Here is a 20447-nt window from a genome sequence, read left to right as displayed (position 1 = left end):
GATGTCCGCCCGTGCAGGCGATTTCGACGAACATATCTCCTGGGGGATAAGCATGGAACAATTGGTCATGAAGGCGGGCGGGTGGTTCGCGCTGGCCCTGCTCGCGGCCGCTGCGGCGGTCATGGCGGCGGACAGCGGTTTTGCCGTCCATATGACGATCGTGGCGGCGACCGGACTGCTGCTCGCGGCGCTCACCCTGAAACGCGCCGACTATGGTGCGATCATCCGCGGCGCGCTCAAGATGCCCGATCAGGGGCGTTATGATGACGACATGATCCGCTGGGGCGTCATTGCGACGATATTCTGGGGTCTGGCCGGTTTTCTCGCCGGTCTCTACATCGCGCTCCAACTCGCCTTTCCCGCGCTGAACCTGGGGATCGAATATACCAGTTTCGGGCGATTGCGGCCGCTGCATACCTCGGCAGTCATCTTTGCCTTTGGCGGCAATGCGCTGATCGCGACCAGCTTCTATGTCGTGCAGCGCACCTGCCGGGCGCGGCTCGCCTTTCCCACCATGGCACGCTTCGTCTTCTGGGGATACCAGATGTTCATCGTGCTGGCCGCCACCGGCAATCTGATGGGCATTACCGAGGGCAAGGAATATGCCGAGCCGGAATGGTATGTCGACCTGTGGCTGACGGTCGTGTGGGTCTGTTACCTGCTGGTGTTCGGCGGGACGATCCTGAAGCGGTCCGAACCGCATATCTATGTCGCCAACTGGTTCTACCTGTCCTTCATCATCACCATCGCGATGCTGCACATCGTCAACAATCTGTCGATGCCGGTCAGCCTGCTGGGGTCCAAAAGCTATGCCGCCTTTGCGGGCGTGCAGGATGCGCTGACCCAATGGTGGTACGGCCATAATGCGGTCGGCTTCTTCCTGACCGCCGGCTTTCTGGCGATGATGTATTATTTCGTCCCCAAGCAGGCCGAACGCCCGGTCTATAGCTATCGCCTGTCGATCATCCATTTCTGGTCGCTGATCTTCCTCTATATCTGGGCGGGGCCGCACCATCTGCATTACACCGCGCTGCCCGACTGGGCGCAGACGCTGGGCATGGTCTTTTCGATCATGCTGTGGATGCCCAGCTGGGGCGGGATGATCAACGGCCTGATGACGCTGAACGGCGCTTGGGACAAGATCCGCACCGACCCGATCATCCGCATGATGGTGATGGCGCTCGCCTTCTACGGCATGTCGACCTTCGAAGGCCCGATGATGTCGATCAAGGCGGTCAACAGCCTGTCCCATTATACCGACTGGACGATCGGCCATGTGCACAGCGGCGCGCTGGGCTGGAACGGCATGATCACCTTTGCCTGCCTCTATTATATGGCGCCGCGCCTGTGGGGCCGGGAGCGGCTCTATTCGCTGCGCATGGTCAACTGGCACTTCTGGTTGGCGACGGTCGGCATAGTCCTCTACGCCGCGGCGATGTGGACGGCGGGCATCATGCAGGGGCTGATGTGGCGCGAATATGGGAGCGACGGCTACCTCGTCTATGCCTTCTCCGAAGTCGTGAAGGCCATGTTCCCGATGTACCTGATCCGCGCGGCCGGCGGCCTGCTCTATCTGGCTGGCGCGATCATCATGGCGGTCAATATCGGCCTGACCATCGCAGGACGCCAGCGCGAGGAAAAACCGATGCGCGATGCTGCGTTCGATCCCGCCGCCGACCGTCCCCTCCAGCCGCACGCCGCGTGACGGAGAAACCGACATGGAAACCAAGACCAAAAGCAAATTTTTCGATCATGGCAGGCTGGAACGCAACGTATCCCTGCTGGGCATCGCTGCGCTGATCGTCGTCGCCATCGGCGGCATCGTGGAGATCGCGCCGCTGTTCTGGATCGACTCCACGATCGAGAAGGTGGAGGGGATGCGCCCCTACACCCCGCTGGAACTGGCCGGGCGCAACATCTACATCCGCGAAGGCTGCTACAACTGCCATAGCCAGATGATCCGCCCGTTCCGCGACGAGGTGGAACGCTATGGCCATTACAGCCTGGCGGCGGAAAGCATGTATGATCATCCCTTCCAGTGGGGGTCCAAGCGCACCGGGCCGGATCTGGCGCGGGTGGGCGGACGCTATTCGGACGAATGGCATGTCCAGCATCTGAAAGACCCGCGCGCGGTGGTGCCGGAATCGATCATGCCGACCTATCCCTTCCTGGCCGAACGCGACCTGAAGGCCGGTGACATGAGCGGCGATCTGACCGCCCTGGCGCGCGTCGGCGTCCCCTATGACAAGGACGCCATCGCCGCCGCCAACGACGACCTGAAGGCGCAGGCCGATCCAAACGCCGACAGCACGGCGCTGGTCAAGCGCTATCCCAAGGCGCAGGTGCGCGATTTCGACGGCGATCCGAACAGGCTGACCGAAATGGATGCGCTGGTCGCCTATCTCCAGATGATCGGCACGCTGGTCGATACCAAGGCCGCCGCCGCGCAGGAGACGGCGCGATGAGCTATGACGCGATGCGCCATTTCGCCGACAGCTGGGGCCTGGTTTTCATGGGCCTCTCCTACCTGATCCTCATCGGCTGGCATTTCCGGCCCGGCGCGCGCCGCCGCAGCGGCGATGCCGCCACGATGATCTTCACCGACAGCGACACCAAGGGGGGCGACCATGGCTGACCCGACCAAGAGCAAGATCGACCAACATAGCGGCACCCCGACGATGGGGCATGAATGGGACGGGATCGAGGAACTGGATACGCCGCTGCCGCGCTGGTGGCTGTGGACCTTCTACGCCTGCATCCTGTTTTCGCTGGGCTATGTCATCGCCTATCCGGCCTGGCCGCTGGTGAACAGCTATACCAAGGGGATGCTGGGCTGGTCCAGCCGTGGCGATCTGGCGCGCGACATGGCGGCGCAGGCGGAGAAAGTCGCGCCGATCCACCGCGCTATCGCGGCGACGCCGATCGACCAGTTGCCGGCCAATGCCGCGCTGATGCAGGCGGCGGTCGATGGCGGGCGCGCGGCGTTCAAGGTCCATTGCGTGCAATGTCATGGATCGGGCGCTGCCGGATCGAAGGGCTATCCCAACCTGAATGACGATGACTGGCTGTGGGGTGGCGATCTGGTCACCATCGAAAAGACGATCATCGATGGCGTCCGCAATCCCGATCATGCCGAAACCCGCATGTCGATCATGCCCGCATTTGGCCGCGACCAGTTGTTGCAGGCGGCGCAGGTCGACGATCTTGTGGCGCATGTCCGCACGATCAGTGGCCAGCAGAAGCCCGATGCCGCGTCCCGGCGGGGCGGGCAGCTTTTCGCCGACAATTGCGCCGTCTGCCACGGCCCGGCGGGCAAGGGCAATCGCGAGCTTGGCGCGCCCAATCTGACCGATGGCATCTGGCTGTATGGCGGCGACGCGGAGAGCATTCACCAGACGGTGTGGAACAGCCGGCAGGGCGTGATGCCGCGCTGGGGCGACAAGCTGGACCCGGCGACGGTGCGGATGCTGGCTGCCTATGTCCACAGCCTGGGCGGGGGCGAGGCTGCTCCGGTGGCGGTGCCCGTGCCGACGGCGGCGGTGGACAACGGCGCGGCGGAGGCGACGAGCGATGCGCGGCAATAGCCTGCCTGTGCAAGGGTTGGTGGATGGCAGGCGTCAGGTACGCCTGCCATGACCGCCGCTCCCCTGTCCCTCTACGCCAAGCGCAAGGGCGTTTATCCCAAGGCGATCGACGGCTTTTACCGTCGCCTGAAATGGGTGGTCATGGCGGTCACGCTCGCCATCTACTGGATAACGCCCTGGCTGCGCTGGGATCGCGGCCCTTATGCACCCGATCAGGCCGTACTGGTCGATCTCGCCCATCGTCGCTTCTACATGTTCGCGATCGAGATTTGGCCGCATGAATTCTATTATGTCGCTGGCCTGCTGGTCATGGCCGGGGTCGGCCTGTTCCTGGTCACTTCCGCGGTCGGGCGCGCCTGGTGCGGCTATGCCTGCCCGCAGACGGTGTGGACCGACCTCTACCAGCATGTCGAGCGCTTCATCGACGGCGACCGCAATGCCCAGATCCGACTGGACAAGGCGCCCTGGAGCGCGGGCAAGATCGCCCGGCGGGTCTCCAAATGGAGCATATGGCTGCTCATCGCCTTTGGCACCGGGGGGCGTGGATATTCTATTTCGCCGACGCGCCGACGTTGCAGCAACAGTTCTGGAGCGGGACCGCTGCGCCTGTTGCCTATGCAACGGTTGCTGTCCTGACCGCCACGACCTTCATTCTGGGCGGCTTCATGCGCGAACAGGTGTGCATCTATATGTGCCCCTGGCCGCGCATCCAGACCGCGATGCTCGATGAAAAGTCGCTGGTGGTCACCTATAAATATTGGCGCGGGGAGCAGCGGGGGAGCCTGAAAAAATCGCTGGCGCAGCCCGACGCCTTTGGCGATTGCATCGATTGCGACCAGTGCGTCGCCGTCTGCCCCACCGGCATCGACATTCGTGAGGGGCCGCAGATCGGCTGCATCACCTGTGCGCTGTGCGTCGATGCCTGCGACAAGGTGATGGCGCAGGTGGGGCGTCCGCGCGGCCTGATCGACTATTGCACCGAGGATGACGCCACGGCGGAAAAGGCAGGCCGTGCGCCGCGCCCCGTCATCCGTTCGCTGCTCCATGTCCGCACGCTCGTCTATCTTACGCTGTGGAGCGCAGTCGGCGTCGCCATGCTGTTTGCGCTGGGCACTCGCACCCGGATCGACATCAGTGCGCAGCAGGATCGCAATCCCATCGCGATGCGCCTGTCCGACGGCACGGTCCGCAATGCCTTTACGGTCAAGCTGCGCAACATGGAATCGCGGCCACGGCCCATGCGTATATCGGCAGAAGGGCTTGCCGGGGTCAGCCTGTGGACCGACCGGGATGGCCGGGCCGATGCGCGGGCGGCGATCGACACGATCGTCCCGTCCGACAGCGTGGCGAAATTGCGCATCTTCCTCGCTGCGCCAGCGAATGGCCCGCAGCGCGAGGATTTTGCCTTCACTGTCCGCGCCACTGACCGCGAAGGCGGCACAGCCAGCGAACCCGCCCATTTTGAAAGGTTGCAATGATGCCCGGCTTTCACCTGACCGGCCGCCATGTCGCGGCGATTTTCGTGGCCTTCTTTGCCGTGGTGATCGCGGTGAATGTCCTGATGGCGAGCTATGCCGTGGGCGGTTTTGGCGGCACGGTGGTCGACAATAGCTATGTCGCCAGCCAACGCTTCAACGGCTGGCTGGCGCAGGCGCGGCAACAGGATGCGCTTGGCTGGCAACAGGAAACGCGGCTGGACGGTGCCCGCCATGTGATCCTGAAGCTGGTCGGGCCGCGATCGCAGCCCATGACGGTCACCGCGACGGCGGAGCATCCGCTGGGGCGCGCACCCGACTTGGATTTGCGCATAGAGCGGCAGGCCGATGGCGAGTGGCGGGCGGCGCAGCCATTGCCAGCGGGACGGTGGATCATCCACTGGACCGTCAGGGCCGACGGGCATGAGATGCGCTTTGTGGAAAGGCATGGATGATGGCGAGCCTGCCCGTCACCCTGACGCCTGATCCCATCGCACCGGATGCGGCCCATAGCCTGTTCGCGGTGCCGGACATGCATTGCGCAGGCTGCATCGCCAAGGTCGAGCGCGGGCTGACGGCGCTGCCGGGCATTCATGCCGCGCGGGTCAATTATTCGGCCAGGCGCGTCGCCATCACCCATGATCCGGCGATGACCCTGCCGGACCTGCGCGCGGCGATTGCGGGCATTGGTTTTGCCGCCGAGCCGCTGGCCGATCCGACGATCGCGGTGGAGAATGCGCAGGACAAGCGGCTGTTGCGCGCGCTGGCCGTCGCTGGCTTTGCATCGATGAACATCATGCTGCTGTCGGTATCGATCTGGTCCGGGGCGGTGGGCGCGACTCGTGAGCTGTTCCACTGGCTGTCCGCCCTGATCGCGCTGCCGACGGTCGCCTATGCCGGGCAGCCATTTTTCCGTTCCGCCTTTGCGGCGCTGCGGGTCGGGCGCACCAATATGGACGTGCCGATCAGCATCGGGGTGCTGCTGGCCACGGGCATGAGCCTCTATGAGACGATTACCGGCGGCACCCATGCCTGGTTCGACGGCGCGGTGATGCTGCTGACTTTCCTGCTGGCTGGACGATGCCTGGACGCGATGATGCGGGGGCGGGCGCGGGACGGCGTTGCCGCCCTGCTGCGCCAGACCGCGCCGGGCGCCTATGTGATCGAGGCCGGCCAGCGCCGCTGGGTGGAAGCGCGCGCGCTGGTGCCGGGGATGATGATGCAGGTGGCTGCGGGCGAACGCTTTGCCGCCGATGGCGAAATTCGGGAGGGGAAAAGCAGCGTCGATCTGGCCTTCCTGACGGGTGAGAGCCGTCCGGTGGCGGTCGGCGTCGGTGATGGCGTTCATGCGGGCGCGCTCAACATGGACGGGCCGCTCAGCGTGGTCGTAAGGGCGGCGGGCGCGGATACGCTGATCGCCGACATTGCGCGGATGATGGATGCAGCCGGGCAGGGCAAGTCACGCTATGTGCGGATTGCCGACCGGGCGGCGCGGCTCTACGCGCCTGCCGTCCATCTGCTTGCCGCCCTGTCGTTTGCAGGCTGGATGATCGCTGGCGCTGGCGTGCATCAGGCGCTGCTGATCGCGACTGCCGTGCTGCTGATCACCTGTCCCTGCGCCCTTGGCCTGGCGGTGCCCGCCGCGCAGGTGGTCGCGTGCGGCGCGCTGATGCGGCGCGGCATATTGGTGAAGGACGGGTCTGCGCTGGAGCGGCTGGCAGAGGCGGACCGCGCAATGTTCGACAAGACCGGCACGTTGACGCTGGGGCGGCCAATGCCCGAAAACCTCGATGCATTGCCTGCCGATGCGCGGCCGGTGGTGCTGGCGCTGGCCCGCGCCAGCCGCCATCCGCTGAGCATTGCCTTGGCCGAGGCGCTGCAACGGGAGGGCGTCATGGCGGCCACGCTGTCCGACCTGCGCGAGGAGGCTGGCGTTGGCGTCAGCGGCTTGTGGCAGGGGAGGCCGGTATCGCTTGCCCGACCGGCCAATGCGGGCAACTGGACCAGCCTGGCGACCGAATATCGGGATGGCGATTGCCATATTCTCCTGACCTTTGCCGACATGCTGCGTCCCGATGCCGCCGCGACGGCGGCGGCGCTTCGTACCCTTGGCCTCGATCCCATCATTGCAAGCGGCGACCGGCCGCAGGCGCTGCATGAAGTGGCGATGGCGACGGGGATGCTGGCGACCGGCCATATGAGCCCGCAGGCCAAGCTGGCGATGATCGAGCGGCTCAAGGCGCAGGGGCATCGCGTGCTGATGGTCGGGGATGGCCTGAATGACGGGCCTGCGCTGGCGGCGGGCCATGTCAGCCTGGCGCCTTCATCGGCCAGCGACGCCAGCCAGCTGGCGGCCGATGTCGTGTTTCTGGGCGACAGCCTGTCATCGGTTGCGGTTGCCGTGCGTGCAGCGCGGCGGACGTTGGCGATCGTGCGTCAGAATTTCATGCTGGCCGTGGGTTATAATCTTCTGGCGGTGCCGCTGGCGATCGCCGGGCTTGTCACGCCATTGGTCGCGGCGCTGGCCATGTCCGGTTCGTCGTTGATCGTCATCGCCAATGCGCTGCGTTTGCGGCGGGCGGCACGATGATCGGCCTTGCTCTCCTCATTCCCATTGCCCTTTCGCTGGGGCTGGTCGGGCTTGGCGCCTTTTTCTGGGCATTGAAGGCGGGGCAGTTCGATGATCCCGATGGTGCTGCGCTGCGCATTCTAAACGATGATGACTGACGGCGCGCGCGATCCTGATTGAGCGCTATTGCGCCAGCAGGTTCAGCGCGCGGGTCATGAGCGCCACGAAGCGGGGTTCATCGACGCGCGCGGCGCTGTCATTCCAGCTGGCGGCGATGGCGAACCACCGGCCATCGCGCGCCTGCACCAGAAAATTCATGGCGATGACGCCCGGCTCCGATCCGCCCTTATAGCCCAGATAGCGCCAGCGTTTCGCATCGGCAGGCGCAATGCCGGGATTGACCGCCATGATCGGCAGGGCATCGCCGCCATTTCGCCTTAGCCAGTCGAGCAACCGAACCATGTCGCGCGGCGTGGCGAACCATTCGATGCTGTCGATGGCGGTGGGAATGTCCGCAACCGTGCCGATGTCGACCGCGCCCGCCGTCAGTTGCGCGGCGTTGGCGGTGATGATCGCACGGCGCTGGTCGGGCGTCGCTGCGGCATAGTTGCGTGCGAGATCGGCATGGGCGGGCATTTTGAGCGCGAACGCCTCTGCCGTCGTCAGCAGGGGCAGCGTCGCGTCGGGGCGGGCATGGCCGCTGGTTGCGACCATGGCATCGACCCGCGTGCGCCCCAGCGCCAGCAACAACGTATCGGCCGCGCTATTATCGCTTTCCGCGATCATCGCCAGCGCCAGACTGTGCAGCGTCATCGGCGCGCCATCGGGCGTCGTCAACAGCCGCCCGGAAAAGCTTTTGTGCGACAGCGGGATGACGTCGCTCCAGCGTCGCTCGCCTGCTGCCACGGCGCGGGCGAGTTCCGCCAATATATAGAGTTTGAAGGATGAGCCGGTTGCCATTGGCGTATCGGCGTGCTGATCGTGCAGCCAGACCGGGCCTGCATCGCCCAGTTGCGCTATCGAAAGCGCGGTCCGACCGGGGAGGGCGGCGATGCCGGCCAGAACCCGGTCCATATCGTCATCCGTCCGCCGCGTGCCGATCAGTTGCAGGCCGACAACCCGGTTGGGCGCCTGGGGCGCGACCACTAGCGTAAAGCCGATCGTCGCCCGCTCATAACGGATTTCCACCACGCCTGTCGTCGGGCTTTCGACCTGCACTGCGCCGCGCGCCAGTGGCTTGCCATATTGCTTGCGCAGATCGGCGGCCAATGCGCGCCATTGCGCGACCGGGACGGCGTCCAGAAACAGGGTGGAGAAATAGGCATCCTCGCCACCCGGCGCGGACAGGATGGACAATAGCTGGTCGGCCCTGGCCTGATAGGTCGCGTCCCTGGCTGCGCCAACGGTCGGCCACAGCGCCAGCCCCAGCAAGGCAAGCGCCGCGACGAGCATCTTCATGCGTCGATCGCTTCTTCGTCCACCGCCGCTGCATTTTCCTGAATGAAGGCGAAGCGGTGCGCCGGATTGGTGCCCATCAGCCGGTCGACCAGATCGCGCACGCTGGCGCGGTCCTCGACATCGGCGGGCAGGGTGATGCGGATCAGGCTGCGGGTGGCGGGGTCCATCGTGGTCTCGCGCAACTGCATCGGGTTCATTTCGCCCAGCCCCTTGAAGCGGCTGACCTCGACCTTCTTGCCCTTGAACTCCTTGCGCAACAGTTCCTCGCGATGCGCGTCATCCTTGGCATAGAGGCTCTTGCCGCCCGCCACGATCCGGTAGAGCGGCGGCTGCGCGAGATAGAGATGCCCGCGCCGCACCAGTTCCGGCATCTCCTGAAAAAAGAAGGTCATCAGCAGCGTTGCGATGTGTGCGCCATCGACGTCCGCGTCGGTCATGATGACGATGCGCTCATAGCGCAGATTGTCGGGGTTGCAGTCCTTGCGCGTGCCGCAGCCCAGCGCCAGGATCATGTCGGCAATTTCCTGATTGGCCAGGATCTTGGCAGTATTGGCGGATGCGACGTTCAAAATCTTGCCACGCAGGGGCAGGATCGCCTGCGTCTTGCGGTCGCGCGCCTGCTTGGCCGAGCCGCCCGCCGAATCGCCTTCGACCAGGAAAATCTCCGTGCCGTCGGGATTGTCGGTCGAACAGTCGGTCAGTTTGCCGGGCAGGCGCAGTTTGCGCGCGCTCGTCGCGGTCTTGCGCTTGACGTCCTTTTCCTGCTTGCGCCGCAGCCGATCATCCATCCGGTCGATGACATAGGCGAGCAGCGCCTTGCCGCGATCCATATGATCGGTGAGGAAATGGTCGAAATGGTCGCGCACCGCATTTTCCACCAGTCGCGCTGCGTCCGGGCTGGTCAGGCGGTCCTTGGTCTGGCTTTGAAATTGCGGTTCGCGAATGAATACCGACAGCATGATTTCCGATGACGTCATGATGTCGTCGGCGGTGATGTCCTTGGCCTTTTTCTGGCCGACCAGATCGCCAAAGGCGCGGATGCCCTTGACCAAAGCGGTGCGCAGCCCCGCTTCATGCGTACCGCCATCAGGCGTCGGGATGGTGTTACAGTACCAGCTATAGCTGCCATCCGACCAGAGCGGCCAGGCGACGGCCCATTCGACCCGGCCAGCAATGCCGGGAAAATCCTGGTTGCCGGTGAAAAACACACTGGTCGCGCATTCGCGATTGCCGACCTGTTCCTTCAGATGGTCGGCAAGGCCGCCGGGAAACTGGAACACGGCTTCCGCTGGCGTATCGTCGCTGATGAGCGAAGGATCGCATTTCCAGCGTATCTCGACACCCGCGAACAGATAGGCCTTTGACCGGGCGAGGCGATAGAGGCGCGCCGGTTTGAACTTCTGCTCGCCGAAAATGGCCGTGTCCGGCGTGAAGCTGACGGACGTGCCGCGCCGGTTGGGCGCAGCGCCCACCTTTTCCAGCGGGCCGAGTGGCAGGCCCTGCGAGAAGCTCTGGCGGAACAATTCCTTGTTGCGGGCGACCTCCACCACTGTTTCGGTCGACAGCGCGTTGACGACGCTGGCCCCCACGCCATGCAGGCCGCCCGACGTGGCATAGGCCTTGCCCTCAAACTTGCCGCCCGAATGGAGCGTCGTCATGATGACTTCCAGCGCCGACTTGCCGGGAAATTTCGGATGCTCGTCGATCGGCATGCCGCGGCCATTGTCGATGATGGTCAGGCGGTTGCCCGCCTCCAGCGTCACCTCAATCCGCGTGGCATGACCCGCCACCGCTTCGTCCATGCTGTTGTCCAGCACTTCGGACGCCAGATGGTGCAGCGCGCGCTCGTCCGTGCCGCCGATATACATGCCAGGGCGACGACGGACTGGTTCCAGTCCTTCGAGCACTTCAATGGCGGAGGCATCATAGCCGGAGGAGGATGTGGGCTGGGCTGCGAACAGGTCATCGGACATGATTGCAAGCTATAGGCAGGCGGGCGATCCGCGCAAGCACTGTGCTGAAATGGCAACAGCAACAAAATGTTGCATTGCGATGTGAAACAAAAGCGCCGTTCGATCCGTTAGCGGAGCGCAGTTGGGTTTCGATACCCGATCAGGCGAGGAGATTTTTTCAATGTTTTTCAACCGTATCGCGCCGCTTGGCGCCACCCTGGCGCTCGCTCTGGCGGCGGCCCCCGCCTTCGCACAGGATAGCGGCCCGGTCGATTGGACTGGCCCTTATGTGGGTGGGTCGTTCGGCTATAATTTCCAGAAGAGCGACGGCGCAGAGCATCTGCGCTTCGATACCAATGCCGACGGCAGCTACAATGACACGGTGACCACCATCACCGGCGCCAATGCCTTTTCGCCCGGCACTTGCGGCGGCGCAGCGCGCGGCCCCACCCCGGCGTCGGGTTGCGACGATGACAAGGATGCGATCGGCTGGATGGGCCATGTCGGTTATGACATGCAGTTCGGCGGCATCGTCGCCGGTGTCGTCGCCGAAGCGGGCAAGGCCTATATCAGCGACAGCGTGACCGAATATTCGACCACCCCGGCCTTCTACACCATGACGCGGCGGATCGACTGGAACGGCAATCTGCGCGCGCGCCTGGGCTACACCACGCCCAGCGGCATCATGCCCTACATCACCGGCGGTCTTGCCTATGCCAAGGTCAAGAACAGCTTTAGCACCAGCAATGGCGCGAACAGCTTTACCTCGGTCAATGCCAAGGAAGACGCATGGGGCTGGACCATGGGTGGCGGCCTTGAAGCGAAAGTGTCCGACAATTTCTCGATCGGCGCGCGCTATCTGTGGACCCGCTATAATGTCGACGATTATCGCGTCGATGTCGGTGCGGGGACTGCGCCCGCCACCAACCCGTTCCTGATCACCCCGTCGGGCGGCACGAGCATGAACCGTGGCGACAAGTTCGACACGCAGAGCGTGATGGTGACCACCAGCTTCCGCTTCTGATAGATGGCATGAAAAAGGGGCCGGTTCCTACGCAGGAACCGGCCCCTTTTTTATATCCGGATCAGATGGTCAACGCACCCTTGGGCCGCCGAAAGGCAGCGGCGGGGGCGGGCGGCGGGTGCCGCGCGGCAGTTGCGCCTGATAGGCGCGGCCGCAATGTTCGACGCAATAGGGAAAGCCGGGGTTCACCGGCTCGCCACAGAAATGGAAGTCGGGCTCGCCCGGATGCCCCATCGGCCATTTGCAGATCCGCTCAGTGAGGTCGAGCAACGACGTCTTGCCCGCGATTTCCGCGCTGGGCTTGGCCGGGACCAGGCGACGGGGCGGCGCGGGCGGGATCGGCGCCTGCTGATCGCCCGGACCCTGACGCAGGAAACCGCCCGGCCCGACCGACACGATGCGCGGCTGCGGTTTGGCGGCAGCATCTTCAGCAACGGGCGCTGGCGCAGGCGCGGCAGGCGCTGCGGCGGGCGTGAAGGCGCGGACGGGGGCAGGAGCTTCGGCCACCGGCGCGGGCGCAACCGGGCGCGGCGCGGCCTCTGCCTCGACCGCCGGAGCGGGGCTGGCTGGCTTGCGCGGCGGTGCGGGTGCCTTTTTGGGCGCGTCATTGGCCTTGACCGGCGAAGGACGCGATTGCAGGCCCAGGCGGTGGGCCTTGCCGATCACCGCATTACGGCTGACGCCGCCCAATTCCTCGGCAATCTGGCTGGCGGTCAGGCCGCGTTCCCACATACCCTTGAGCTGGTCGATACGCTCGTCGGTCCAGGACAATGAAACACTCCTCAAAATATCTGGCTGCGCCCCTATATGGGGAGCCGGTGCGCAGGTTCAAATCCGTGAACAGCGCCCTTGCAGCAAATCCTCTCAGCCGATAGTCGATCCATCCATGAACGACCAGCCCAAAATTAGCCCGACCGCGCCCGCCACGCCGCCATTCCCCGAACCGGGGGTGCCGGTGATTCGCAACATCAACTGGGCGGGCAGTTGGGCGCTGTATCTGAAGGAAGTGCGCCGCTTCATGAAGGTGCAGCTTCAGACGGTGTGGGGACCGGCCATCACCACCCTGCTGTTCCTGGTCATCTTCATCGTCGCGCTGGGCGGCAGCGGCCGCACCGTGATGCTGCGCGGGCAGGCGGTGCCGTTCGCCGATTTCGTCGCACCCGGCCTGATCATCATGGGCATGATCAACGCCTGCTTCGCCAATGCGAGCTTTCCGCTGATGGTGGGCAAGGTGCAGGGAACGCTGGTCGATTATCTGATGCCGCCTATTTCCGTGGGTGAATTGCTGGGCGCACTGGTGGCGTCATCGGTCACGCGCGCGCTGTTCGTGGGGTCCGCGCTGTGGGCGGCCATGGCGCTGTGGCCCGGTGTCCATGTCACCCCCGCGCATCTGTGGGCGGTGCTGTGGTTCGCCCTGATCGGCACCAGCTTCATCGCCTTTCTGGGCGTGCTGACGTCCATTTGGGCCGACAAGTTCGATCATAACGCCGCGGTCACCAACTTCGTCATCGGTCCGCTGGCGCTGCTGTCGGGTACTTTCTACTCGATCGACCGGCTGCCGCCCTTTTTTCAGGGGATCAGCCACGCCAACCCGTTCTTCTATATCATTTCGGGCTTCCGCTATGGCTTCGTCGCGGCGGCCGATACCAACATCGTGGTGGGCAGCAGCGTATTGCTGGCGCTCAATATCGGGCTTGGGACGCTCTGCTACACGCTGTTGAAGCGCGGCTGGAAGATCAAGGCGTAACCGTCAGGAAAAGGCGGCGAAGATCGGCATAAGCGCGCTGAGGACGATGAGCATCACGATCGCCAGCAGCCAGTGATGCCAGCGGGGCAGGGCGTCATCGCGATGGTCTTCGTCCCAGGGCCACATCAGCGGTTCGATCCGCCGGTCCGGGTGACCGCCTGGCCAGTCTCGATCATCGCAATCTGCATAAAATCATCATCACCCGCGGCAAGACCGACGCCCTAGCATGCGCCGGGGCGTTGCAAAAGCATCTGCGGAGCCGCCTGCGTTCAGGCGATGGTTACATTTCTCTGCCACAGCGGCTGCGATACCGCTTTGCAGCAAGAAAGATTGATGATGAAGATCGCCATAGTGTTCGGCACCCGCCCCGAAGCGATCAAGATGTTCCCGGTGATCCACGCCCTGCGCGCGCGGCCCGGCGTGGAAACCCGCGTCATCGTGACGGCCCAGCATCGCGGCCTGCTGGATCAGGTGCTGGAGATTGCCGGGATCGTGCCGGACGTCGACCTTGACGTCATGGTCCCGAACCAGACGCTCGACGGACTGACCGCCAAGCTGATCGTCGAACTGGGCAAGGCGTTCGACGCCGAAAAGCCAGATCGCATCGTCGTTCATGGCGACACGCTGACTACCATGGTCGCGAGTCTGGCGGCCTATTATCGCAAGATCCCGGTTGCCCATGTCGAGGCGGGATTGCGCAGCGGCGACATCCACCACCCATGGCCCGAAGAGGTGAACCGCCGCGTCGTCGCCTGCATCGCGGACATGAATTTCGCACCGACGCAGGCGGCTGCCGATGCGTTGTTGCGCGAAAGCCGGGACGCGGCGGGCATCCACATTACCGGCAATACCGTGATCGACGCGCTGCTCGCGACGCGCGACCGGGTGCTGGCCGATCCGTCGCTTGCCAGCGGTCTCGATGATCTTGCCGCGCGTTTCGCTGGCAAGCGGATCATCGCCGTCACCAGCCACAGGCGCGAAAATTTCGGCGGCGGCATGGAGGCGATCGCCCGCTCCATTGCCGACATCGCGGCGCGGCCTGACGTCGCGGTGATCTTCCCGGTCCATCCCAACCCCAATGTCCGCCCGATCATGGACGCAGTGCTGGGCGGCCTGCCCAATGTCGCGATGATCGAGCCGCTTGATTATCCGCATTTCGTGCGGCTGCTTGATCTCTGCACCCTCGTCCTGACCGATAGCGGCGGTGTGCAGGAAGAAGCGCCCTCGCTCGGCAAGCCGGTGCTGGTGATGCGGGAAACGACCGAACGGCCAGAAGGGGTGGAAGCCGGGACGGCGAAGCTGGTCGGAACCGACCGCGCGCTGATCGTGCGTGAAGTGCTGGAGTTGCTGGACGACAAGGACGTCTATGACGCCATGGCGCGGGCGCATAATCCGTTCGGTGACGGCCATGCGGCGGAGCGGATTGCCGGCGTTATCGCGGGATAGAGCGTCATAATCTCCTCTCCCGAAGGGGAGAGGCAACGAGACTTGGCAGCTTGCTGCCTTAGTCGCAGTGGTGAGGGCGTCCGCCCTGACGTTGGCGCACAGCCCCCTCATCCAACTGCGCCTAACCGATCCTCCGGATGCGGTAAGGCTCCATATCCTTCTCCCCCAGGGGGAGAAGGTCGATCTTGGTGCCACCGTTACCGAAATCTTCAGCATTTCCAGGCAGAAACTGCGGCAAATCTTAGCCTCATAAGGACTGCCTGTTCATGCCCGTCGACACCAAGCAGAAGGTTTCCGTCATCGGCCTTGGCTATATCGGCCTGCCGACCGCAGCCCTGATCGCCCGTGGCGGCGCGCAGGTGGTTGGCGTGGACGTGTCCGCCCATGTCGTGGAAACCGTCAATTCGGGCCGTGTGCATATCGAGGAAGTCGATCTTGACGGACTGGTGCAGGGCGTCGTCGCGCGCGGCAATCTGCGCGCCAGCCTGGAGGTCGAGGAAAGCGACGTGTTCATCATCGCCGTGCCGACCCCGGTGGCGGAAGATCGCGCGCCCGACATCAGCTATGTTCTGAAAGCCGCACGCACGATCGCCCCGGTGCTGAAGGCGGGCGACACGGTGATCCTGGAATCCACTTCGCCTGTCGGCACGACCGAAGCGATGCGCGACGTCATCGGCACGATGCGCCCCGACCTCAAAATGCCCGGCAAGGGCGTGCAGGGCGACATCGCCATCGCCTATTGCCCGGAGCGCGTTCTGCCCGGCCGTATTCTGGTCGAGCTGATCGACAATGATCGCTGCATTGGCGGCATCACGCCGCGTTGTGCGCGCAAGGCGCTGGGCTTCTATCGCCAGTTCGTGCGCGGCGCGTGCATCACCACGACGGCCCGCGCGGCGGAGATGGTCAAGCTGGTCGAAAACAGCTTTCGGGACGTCAACATCGCCTTTGCCAATGAATTGTCGGTGATCGCGGAGAATATGGACATCGACGTATGGGAAGTGATCCGGCTGGCCAACCGCCATCCGCGCGTCAATATCCTTTCCCCCGGTCCCGGCGTCGGCGGCCATTGCATCGCGGTCGATCCCTGGTTCATCGTCCATGGCGACCCGGAAAATGCCCGCATCATCCGCACCGCACGTGAAGTGAATGACGGCAAGACCGACTATGTTGTGGCCAAGGCGTCTGACATGATCGATGCCTTTGCTGGCGAGGATGTTGCCTGTCTGGGCCTGGCGTTCAAGGCGAATATCGACGATTTCCGCGAAAGCCCGGCGGTCAAGGTCGCCGCGCGGCTGGCCCGTCGCTATGGTCGCCGGATCAAGCTGGTCGAACCCTACGCCCAAGCCCTGCCGATGGAATTTGCCGGGACGGGCGCGGAACTGATCGATCTCGATACGGCTCTGGAACAATGTGGCGTGTTCGTCATTCTTGTCGATCATGACATGTTCAAATCTGTCCCCGTCGATGAACGTGTCGGCAAGGCCGTTTATGACACCCGCGGCATCTGGCCCGATCAGCCGCGCCGCTTCGCCGAACCGGCACCGGGGCGCATCGCCGTCTGACGACCGGCCATCGGGCGCGACCCGTCGCGCCTGTGGTTGCCTTCGTCGTGCCGCACCGCTACCCCCGGCCTCAATCGGGCCATAAGGGGGCAGAAGTGCAGATGACCATCAGGCAGATCTATGCCGCGATGAGCGGTTGTGCGTTGCTGTCTGCCTGCGCGAGCGTCGAGCAGGCACCGCGCGGTGACGAGGCCTATGCGATCATTCCGCCAGCGCCCGCCATCGGCGCGGATTACCGCCTGTCCCCCGACGATGTGCTGCGCATTCAGGTCTATCATGAGCCGGACCTGTCGCTGGAGGATGCGCAGGTGAGCGCGGCTGGCATGGTGCGGATGCCGCTGATCGGGGATGTGCCGGTTGCCGGCCTGTCATCTGGCGACGCGGCCGACCGGATCGCCGATCGGCTGGGTCAGCGCTATCTGGTGTCGCCGCAAGTCACCATATTCGTGAAGAAGGCGGTTGGCCGCCGCATCACCGTGGACGGGGAAGTGCGGGAACCGGGCCTGTTCCCGGTCGACGGGCGCCTGACGCTTAGCCAGGCGGTGACGCTGGCCAAAGGGCCGACCCGGCTCGCCAGCCTCTCGCAAATCATTGTCGTGCGGCAGATTGACGGGGAACGGCAGGCCGCGATGTTCGATCTTGCCGCTATTCGCCGGGGCAAGGCGGCCGATCCCGAAATCCTGCCCGGCGACATGATCATTGTCGGCCTGTCGCGGGCGAAGGCGATATTGGGCGGCACCTTGCTGGCCGCGCCGGCGCTGGCCGCCGGGTTCATTGCCCTGGACGGGAAGAATTGATGAGCGGACCGGACACCATGGCGTCTGACGGAATCGGGCTGGGCGAGGGCCGCGCCGCCCGTTTCGCGGCCGCCACCCGCCACGGCTGGGCCGTGCTGCGCCGCCATCGCGTCATCCTGTTCGTCACCATGGCATTGTGCCTGCTGGCGGGCGCGCTGATCATCCTGATGTCCACCCCGGACTATCGTGCCACGGCATCCGTTGAGGTGCAGGACGTGCCAGCGGGGGCCGCCGGGTCAAATGCGCAGGCCGCGACCCATGGCGCGCCGGGCGACATCGAATCGCTGATGCAGACCGAACTGGAAGTGCTGCGCAGTCGCGCGCTGGCCGAAGAGGTCGCGCGCGATCTGGCGCTGGTCGGCACCCCTACATTTTTTGCGGGCATGGACCGCAAGCGCCCGACCGAAGGGGCAGGCAGCCTGACCCAGCGGCAGGTCGAACAGGATATGGTCGTGCGCCTGCTGCGCGATAATCTGGAGGTCGATCTTCCCGGCAAGTCGCGCGTTCTGCGCATCAGCTTCGTCAGTGCGGACCCGGTCCTGTCCGCGCGCGTCGCCAACAGCTATGCCGACAGCCTGATCCGCGCGGACCTGAAGCGCGGCTTTGAATCGGGCGTGCAGGCGCGCCGCTTCCTGCTGGGCGAACTGGACGGGGCGCGCAAGGATCTGGCGCGGGCCGAGCGCGATCTGGCGGTCTATGCCGCACGCACCAGCGGGGCGACGGACGATGGCGATGATACGCAGCGCCCGCCGCAAGGCACGATCGCCGCGCGTCTCGCCCAGTTGAACGCCTATCGCGCGCAGGCGCTGGCGGATCGGATCGCGGCGCAGAAGCGGTGGGAGGGCGCACGTCGCGCCAGTCCTGAAACGCTGCCCGAAGTGCTGGGCAATGGCGCGATGCAGAGCCTGATGACGAGCCGCGCCGAAGCGCGCGCCGCCATTGTCGAGGAACGGCAGTTCCGCAAGGATGCCCATCCCGACATGCGCGAGGCGCGCGCCCGTCTGGCGGCGCTGGACGATCAGGCGGAGGCGATGGCCAACACCATTCGCGCGTCGCTGCGCGAACAATATGAGGTTGCGGTGCATGGCGAAACCCAGATTGCGGCGGAAATCGCTGATCTGGAGCGGCAGGCGCAGGCCGAACGCGGGCGCGACGTGCAGACGGGCATATTGGAGCGGTCTGTCGATACCTACCGGATGCTGCACGACAGCCTGCTCCAGCGCTATCGCGACATGGCGTCGCAGGCGGGATTTCAGGCCGGTCGCATCCAGCCGCTCGATCGCGCAGCCGTGCCGACCCGGCCGTTTTCGCCCCGCATCGGCATGACATTGCTGCTGGCGTCGCTGGGCGGGATGGCATTGGGCCTGCTGCTGGTCGCGGCGCGGCACATGTTCGATGATGCTGTAACGTCCGCCGATACGCTGACCGAACGGGTCGGTCTGCCGCTGCTGGGGTCGGTGCCAGTGACAGGCGACGCCCCGCAGCCGGTCGATATTTTCACGCCGCTTGCGTCATCGCTGCTGCTGGCGTCGGCGGACGGCCTGCCGCGCTCGATCCTCGTCACCAGCGCGCAGGAGGGGGAGGGCAAGTCACTGACCCTGCATGCGCTGGCTCTCGCCTTGGCGGGCCTGGGCAAACGGGTGCTGGTGGTGGATGGCGACATGCGCCGCCCGGTCCAGCACAGCCTGTTCCGCCTGCCAGCCGGTCGCGGCATCAGCGCGTTGCTGACCGGGCAGGCCAGCGCCGAAGAGGTTATCGTGGAAACCGGCACGTCTGGCGTGGCGCTGCTCCCCTGTGGCGCGGTGCCGCCCAATCCGGCCGAACTGCTGGCGACCCCGGCATTCGAAGCGCTGCTACTGGCCGTGCGCGACAGTTATGACACGGTGCTGATAGACGCCCCGCCGATCCTGGGCGGGACCGATACGCTGCTGCTGGCGGGCAGGGTGCAGGCCAGCCTGCTCGTCGTCGAATGGGGGCGCAACCATCATGGTGGCCTGCGCGCCGCCGTGGACCGCCTGCGCCGGGCAGGCGGCACGATCATCGGCGCGATCCTGACCAAGCAGCAGGGGCGGGCAATGGAATATGATTATCACCGCGGCGGGTGAGGGAAATGCAAATATCCGTTCGAAACGAACGGAGGCTGTGTTAAATCGCCATCAGGCCCGCGCCATCAGCCCTTCGACCAAGCCGTCGAACAGGCGCTTGCCATCGGTCGCGCCATGGGCAGCCTCGATCACCCGTTCGGGGTGCGGCATCATGCCCAGCACATTGCCCCTGTCGTTCAATATCCCCGCAATGTTGCGCGCCGAACCGTTGACATTCTCCGCATAGCGCAACGCGACCCGGCCTTCGCCTTCCAGCCGGTCGAGCGTCGCGTCGTCGGCGAAATAATTGCCGTCATGATGCGCGACCGGATAGGAAATCGTTTCGCCCGCTGCGTAGCGGCTGGTGAAGGCACTCTGCGCATTGTCCACGGTCAGCGCGACGTCGCGACACACGAAATGCCCACCGGCATTGCGCAGCAGCGCGCCGGGCAGCAGGCCGCTTTCGGTCAGCACCTGAAAGCCGTTGCAGATGCCCAGCACGAACACGCCGCGATCGGCCGCCTGCGCCACCGCCTGCATCACCGGCGACCGCGCCGCCATGGCGCCGGACCGCAGATAGTCGCCATAGGAAAAGCCTCCCGGTACGCCGATCAGGTCGATGTCGTCGGGCAGTTCGGTATCGCGGTGCCACACCATGGCTGGCTTCGCGCCGGTCGCAGCCTCGAACGCCACTGCCAGGTCGCGGTCGCAATTGCTGCCCGGAAAGACGATGACGGCGCTCTTCATGG

The 20447-nt window shown here is 64.9% G+C and carries 18 protein-coding genes and 1 pseudogene; 14 read left to right on the top strand and 5 right to left on the bottom strand.

The genetic code is table 11. The annotated features are described in order from the left end of the window. Positions 1-52: 52 nt before the first annotated feature. The 8 genes and pseudogenes from ccoN (at position 53) to ccoS (ending at position 7786) form a co-directional block, all read left to right on the top strand. On the top strand, positions 53-1705 hold the full coding sequence (gene ccoN, locus CJD35_RS13980; protein ID WP_026002252.1) for a cytochrome-c oxidase, cbb3-type subunit I: 1653 nt from the start codon (positions 53-55) through the stop codon (positions 1703-1705). A gap of 13 nt (positions 1706-1718) precedes the next feature. Then, positions 1719-2465, top strand: a complete 747-nt coding sequence (ccoO, locus tag CJD35_RS13975; RefSeq protein ID WP_026002251.1) for a cytochrome-c oxidase, cbb3-type subunit II — start codon at positions 1719-1721, stop codon at positions 2463-2465. Beyond that, entirely contained in the window at positions 2462-2635 is a 174-nt protein-coding gene (locus CJD35_RS13970) for a cbb3-type cytochrome c oxidase subunit 3 (RefSeq protein ID WP_017182345.1), read from the top strand. Before ccoO ends, CJD35_RS13970 begins: the two co-directional genes overlap by 4 nt. After that, positions 2628-3584, top strand: coding sequence for a cytochrome-c oxidase, cbb3-type subunit III (gene ccoP, locus CJD35_RS13965; RefSeq protein WP_017182344.1), 957 nt, complete (start codon positions 2628-2630; stop codon positions 3582-3584). Before CJD35_RS13970 ends, ccoP begins: the two co-directional genes overlap by 8 nt. A gap of 48 nt (positions 3585-3632) precedes the next feature. Next, positions 3633-5062 (top strand): annotated as a pseudogene (gene ccoG / locus CJD35_RS13960) (cytochrome c oxidase accessory protein CcoG). After that, entirely contained in the window at positions 5059-5514 is a 456-nt protein-coding gene (locus tag CJD35_RS13955) for a FixH family protein (protein WP_017182342.1), read from the top strand. Before ccoG ends, CJD35_RS13955 begins: the two are co-directional and overlap by 4 nt. Beyond that, positions 5514-7649, top strand: coding sequence for a heavy metal translocating P-type ATPase (locus tag CJD35_RS13950; RefSeq protein ID WP_026002250.1), 2136 nt, complete (start codon positions 5514-5516; stop codon positions 7647-7649). The genes CJD35_RS13955 and CJD35_RS13950 overlap by 1 nt, the downstream gene beginning before the upstream one ends. After that, positions 7646-7786 (top strand): cbb3-type cytochrome oxidase assembly protein CcoS, encoded by a 141-nt coding sequence (gene ccoS / locus CJD35_RS13945; protein ID WP_017182340.1) that lies wholly within the window; start codon positions 7646-7648, stop codon positions 7784-7786. The genes CJD35_RS13950 and ccoS overlap by 4 nt, the downstream gene beginning before the upstream one ends. 25 nt (positions 7787-7811) lie before the next feature. Here the strand turns inward: ccoS and CJD35_RS13940 are convergent, their stop codons facing one another. Beyond that, entirely contained in the window at positions 7812-9086 is a 1275-nt protein-coding gene (locus CJD35_RS13940) for a serine hydrolase (RefSeq protein WP_017182339.1), read from the bottom strand. After that, positions 9083-11059: a DNA topoisomerase IV subunit B gene (parE, locus tag CJD35_RS13935; RefSeq protein WP_017182338.1), complete on the bottom strand. Its 1977-nt coding sequence runs from the start codon at positions 11057-11059 to the stop codon at positions 9083-9085. Before parE ends, CJD35_RS13940 begins: the two co-directional genes overlap by 4 nt. Positions 11060-11219: 160 nt before the next feature. On the opposite strand from parE, the gene CJD35_RS13930 reads away from it, so the two are divergent. Next, the gene (locus CJD35_RS13930) at positions 11220-12062 is read left to right on the top strand and encodes an outer membrane protein (RefSeq protein WP_017182337.1); all 843 of its coding nucleotides are present in this window, start codon (positions 11220-11222) and stop codon (positions 12060-12062) included. A gap of 69 nt (positions 12063-12131) precedes the next feature. Here CJD35_RS13930 and CJD35_RS13925 read toward each other — a convergent pair whose 3' ends face one another. Then, positions 12132-12833: a GcrA family cell cycle regulator gene (locus CJD35_RS13925; protein ID WP_017182336.1), complete on the bottom strand. Its 702-nt coding sequence runs from the start codon at positions 12831-12833 to the stop codon at positions 12132-12134. A 115-nt stretch (positions 12834-12948) separates the two neighbouring features. On the opposite strand from CJD35_RS13925, the gene CJD35_RS13920 reads away from it, so the two are divergent. Next, the gene (locus tag CJD35_RS13920) at positions 12949-13809 is read left to right on the top strand and encodes an ABC transporter permease (RefSeq protein WP_017182335.1); all 861 of its coding nucleotides are present in this window, start codon (positions 12949-12951) and stop codon (positions 13807-13809) included. Between the two features lie 3 nt (positions 13810-13812). On the opposite strand, the gene CJD35_RS23430 is transcribed toward CJD35_RS13920, so the two are convergent. Beyond that, a complete protein-coding gene (locus CJD35_RS23430) occupies positions 13813-13935 on the bottom strand; it encodes a hypothetical protein (protein WP_017182334.1) in 123 nt (40 codons plus the stop codon). A gap of 210 nt (positions 13936-14145) precedes the next feature. Here CJD35_RS23430 and wecB point away from each other — a divergent pair, with 210 nt between their 5' ends. From wecB to CJD35_RS13895, 4 genes are all read left to right on the top strand, one after another. Next, positions 14146-15255: a non-hydrolyzing UDP-N-acetylglucosamine 2-epimerase gene (wecB, locus tag CJD35_RS13915; RefSeq protein ID WP_026002249.1), complete on the top strand. Its 1110-nt coding sequence runs from the start codon at positions 14146-14148 to the stop codon at positions 15253-15255. Positions 15256-15521: 266 nt separating this feature from the next. Next, the gene (gene wecC, locus CJD35_RS13905; protein ID WP_017182331.1) at positions 15522-16817 is read left to right on the top strand and encodes a UDP-N-acetyl-D-mannosamine dehydrogenase; all 1296 of its coding nucleotides are present in this window, start codon (positions 15522-15524) and stop codon (positions 16815-16817) included. A gap of 101 nt (positions 16818-16918) precedes the next feature. Then, the gene (locus tag CJD35_RS13900; protein WP_086485657.1) at positions 16919-17614 is read left to right on the top strand and encodes a polysaccharide biosynthesis/export family protein; all 696 of its coding nucleotides are present in this window, start codon (positions 16919-16921) and stop codon (positions 17612-17614) included. Further along, positions 17614-19719 carry a GumC family protein gene (locus CJD35_RS13895; RefSeq protein WP_026002248.1) on the top strand — a complete coding sequence of 702 codons (2106 nt, stop codon included), beginning with the start codon at positions 17614-17616 and terminating at the stop codon, positions 19717-19719. Before CJD35_RS13900 ends, CJD35_RS13895 begins: the two co-directional genes overlap by 1 nt. 51 nt (positions 19720-19770) lie before the next feature. On the opposite strand, the gene purQ is transcribed toward CJD35_RS13895, so the two are convergent. Then, positions 19771-20445 carry a phosphoribosylformylglycinamidine synthase subunit PurQ gene (gene purQ, locus CJD35_RS13890; protein ID WP_017182328.1) on the bottom strand — a complete coding sequence of 225 codons (675 nt, stop codon included), beginning with the start codon at positions 20443-20445 and terminating at the stop codon, positions 19771-19773. Between the last annotated feature and the right edge of the window lie 2 nt (positions 20446-20447).

It is taken from the genome of Sphingobium xenophagum (assembly GCF_002288285.1).
In the GTDB taxonomy this organism is placed as follows: Bacteria; Pseudomonadota; Alphaproteobacteria; order Sphingomonadales; family Sphingomonadaceae; genus Sphingobium; species Sphingobium xenophagum.
The sequence above is the reverse complement of the archived record's forward strand: the minus strand, read 5'-3'. Positions and strand labels throughout refer to the sequence as shown.

Excerpts from the sequence above, each read along its gene's own strand:
- ccoN (WP_026002252.1), top strand. The coding sequence starts at position 53 with ATGGAACAATTGGTCATGAAGGCGGGCGGGTGGTTCGCGCTGGCCCTG.
- ccoO (WP_026002251.1), top strand. The coding sequence starts at position 1,719 with ATGGAAACCAAGACCAAAAGCAAATTTTTCGATCATGGCAGGCTGGAA.
- CJD35_RS13970 (WP_017182345.1), top strand. The coding sequence starts at position 2,462 with ATGAGCTATGACGCGATGCGCCATTTCGCCGACAGCTGGGGCCTGGTT.
- ccoP (WP_017182344.1), top strand. The coding sequence starts at position 2,628 with ATGGCTGACCCGACCAAGAGCAAGATCGACCAACATAGCGGCACCCCG.
- CJD35_RS13955 (WP_017182342.1), top strand. The coding sequence starts at position 5,059 with ATGATGCCCGGCTTTCACCTGACCGGCCGCCATGTCGCGGCGATTTTC.
- CJD35_RS13950 (WP_026002250.1), top strand. The coding sequence starts at position 5,514 with ATGGCGAGCCTGCCCGTCACCCTGACGCCTGATCCCATCGCACCGGAT.
- ccoS (WP_017182340.1), top strand. The coding sequence starts at position 7,646 with ATGATCGGCCTTGCTCTCCTCATTCCCATTGCCCTTTCGCTGGGGCTG.
- CJD35_RS13940 (WP_017182339.1), bottom strand. The coding sequence starts at position 9,086 with ATGAAGATGCTCGTCGCGGCGCTTGCCTTGCTGGGGCTGGCGCTGTGG.
- parE (WP_017182338.1), bottom strand. The coding sequence starts at position 11,059 with ATGTCCGATGACCTGTTCGCAGCCCAGCCCACATCCTCCTCCGGCTAT.
- CJD35_RS13930 (WP_017182337.1), top strand. The coding sequence starts at position 11,220 with ATGTTTTTCAACCGTATCGCGCCGCTTGGCGCCACCCTGGCGCTCGCT.
- CJD35_RS13920 (WP_017182335.1), top strand. The coding sequence starts at position 12,949 with ATGAACGACCAGCCCAAAATTAGCCCGACCGCGCCCGCCACGCCGCCA.
- CJD35_RS23430 (WP_017182334.1), bottom strand. The coding sequence starts at position 13,935 with ATGTGGCCCTGGGACGAAGACCATCGCGATGACGCCCTGCCCCGCTGG.
- wecB (WP_026002249.1), top strand. The coding sequence starts at position 14,146 with ATGAAGATCGCCATAGTGTTCGGCACCCGCCCCGAAGCGATCAAGATG.
- wecC (WP_017182331.1), top strand. The coding sequence starts at position 15,522 with ATGCCCGTCGACACCAAGCAGAAGGTTTCCGTCATCGGCCTTGGCTAT.
- CJD35_RS13900 (WP_086485657.1), top strand. The coding sequence starts at position 16,919 with ATGACCATCAGGCAGATCTATGCCGCGATGAGCGGTTGTGCGTTGCTG.
- CJD35_RS13895 (WP_026002248.1), top strand. The coding sequence starts at position 17,614 with ATGAGCGGACCGGACACCATGGCGTCTGACGGAATCGGGCTGGGCGAG.
- purQ (WP_017182328.1), bottom strand. The coding sequence starts at position 20,445 with ATGAAGAGCGCCGTCATCGTCTTTCCGGGCAGCAATTGCGACCGCGAC.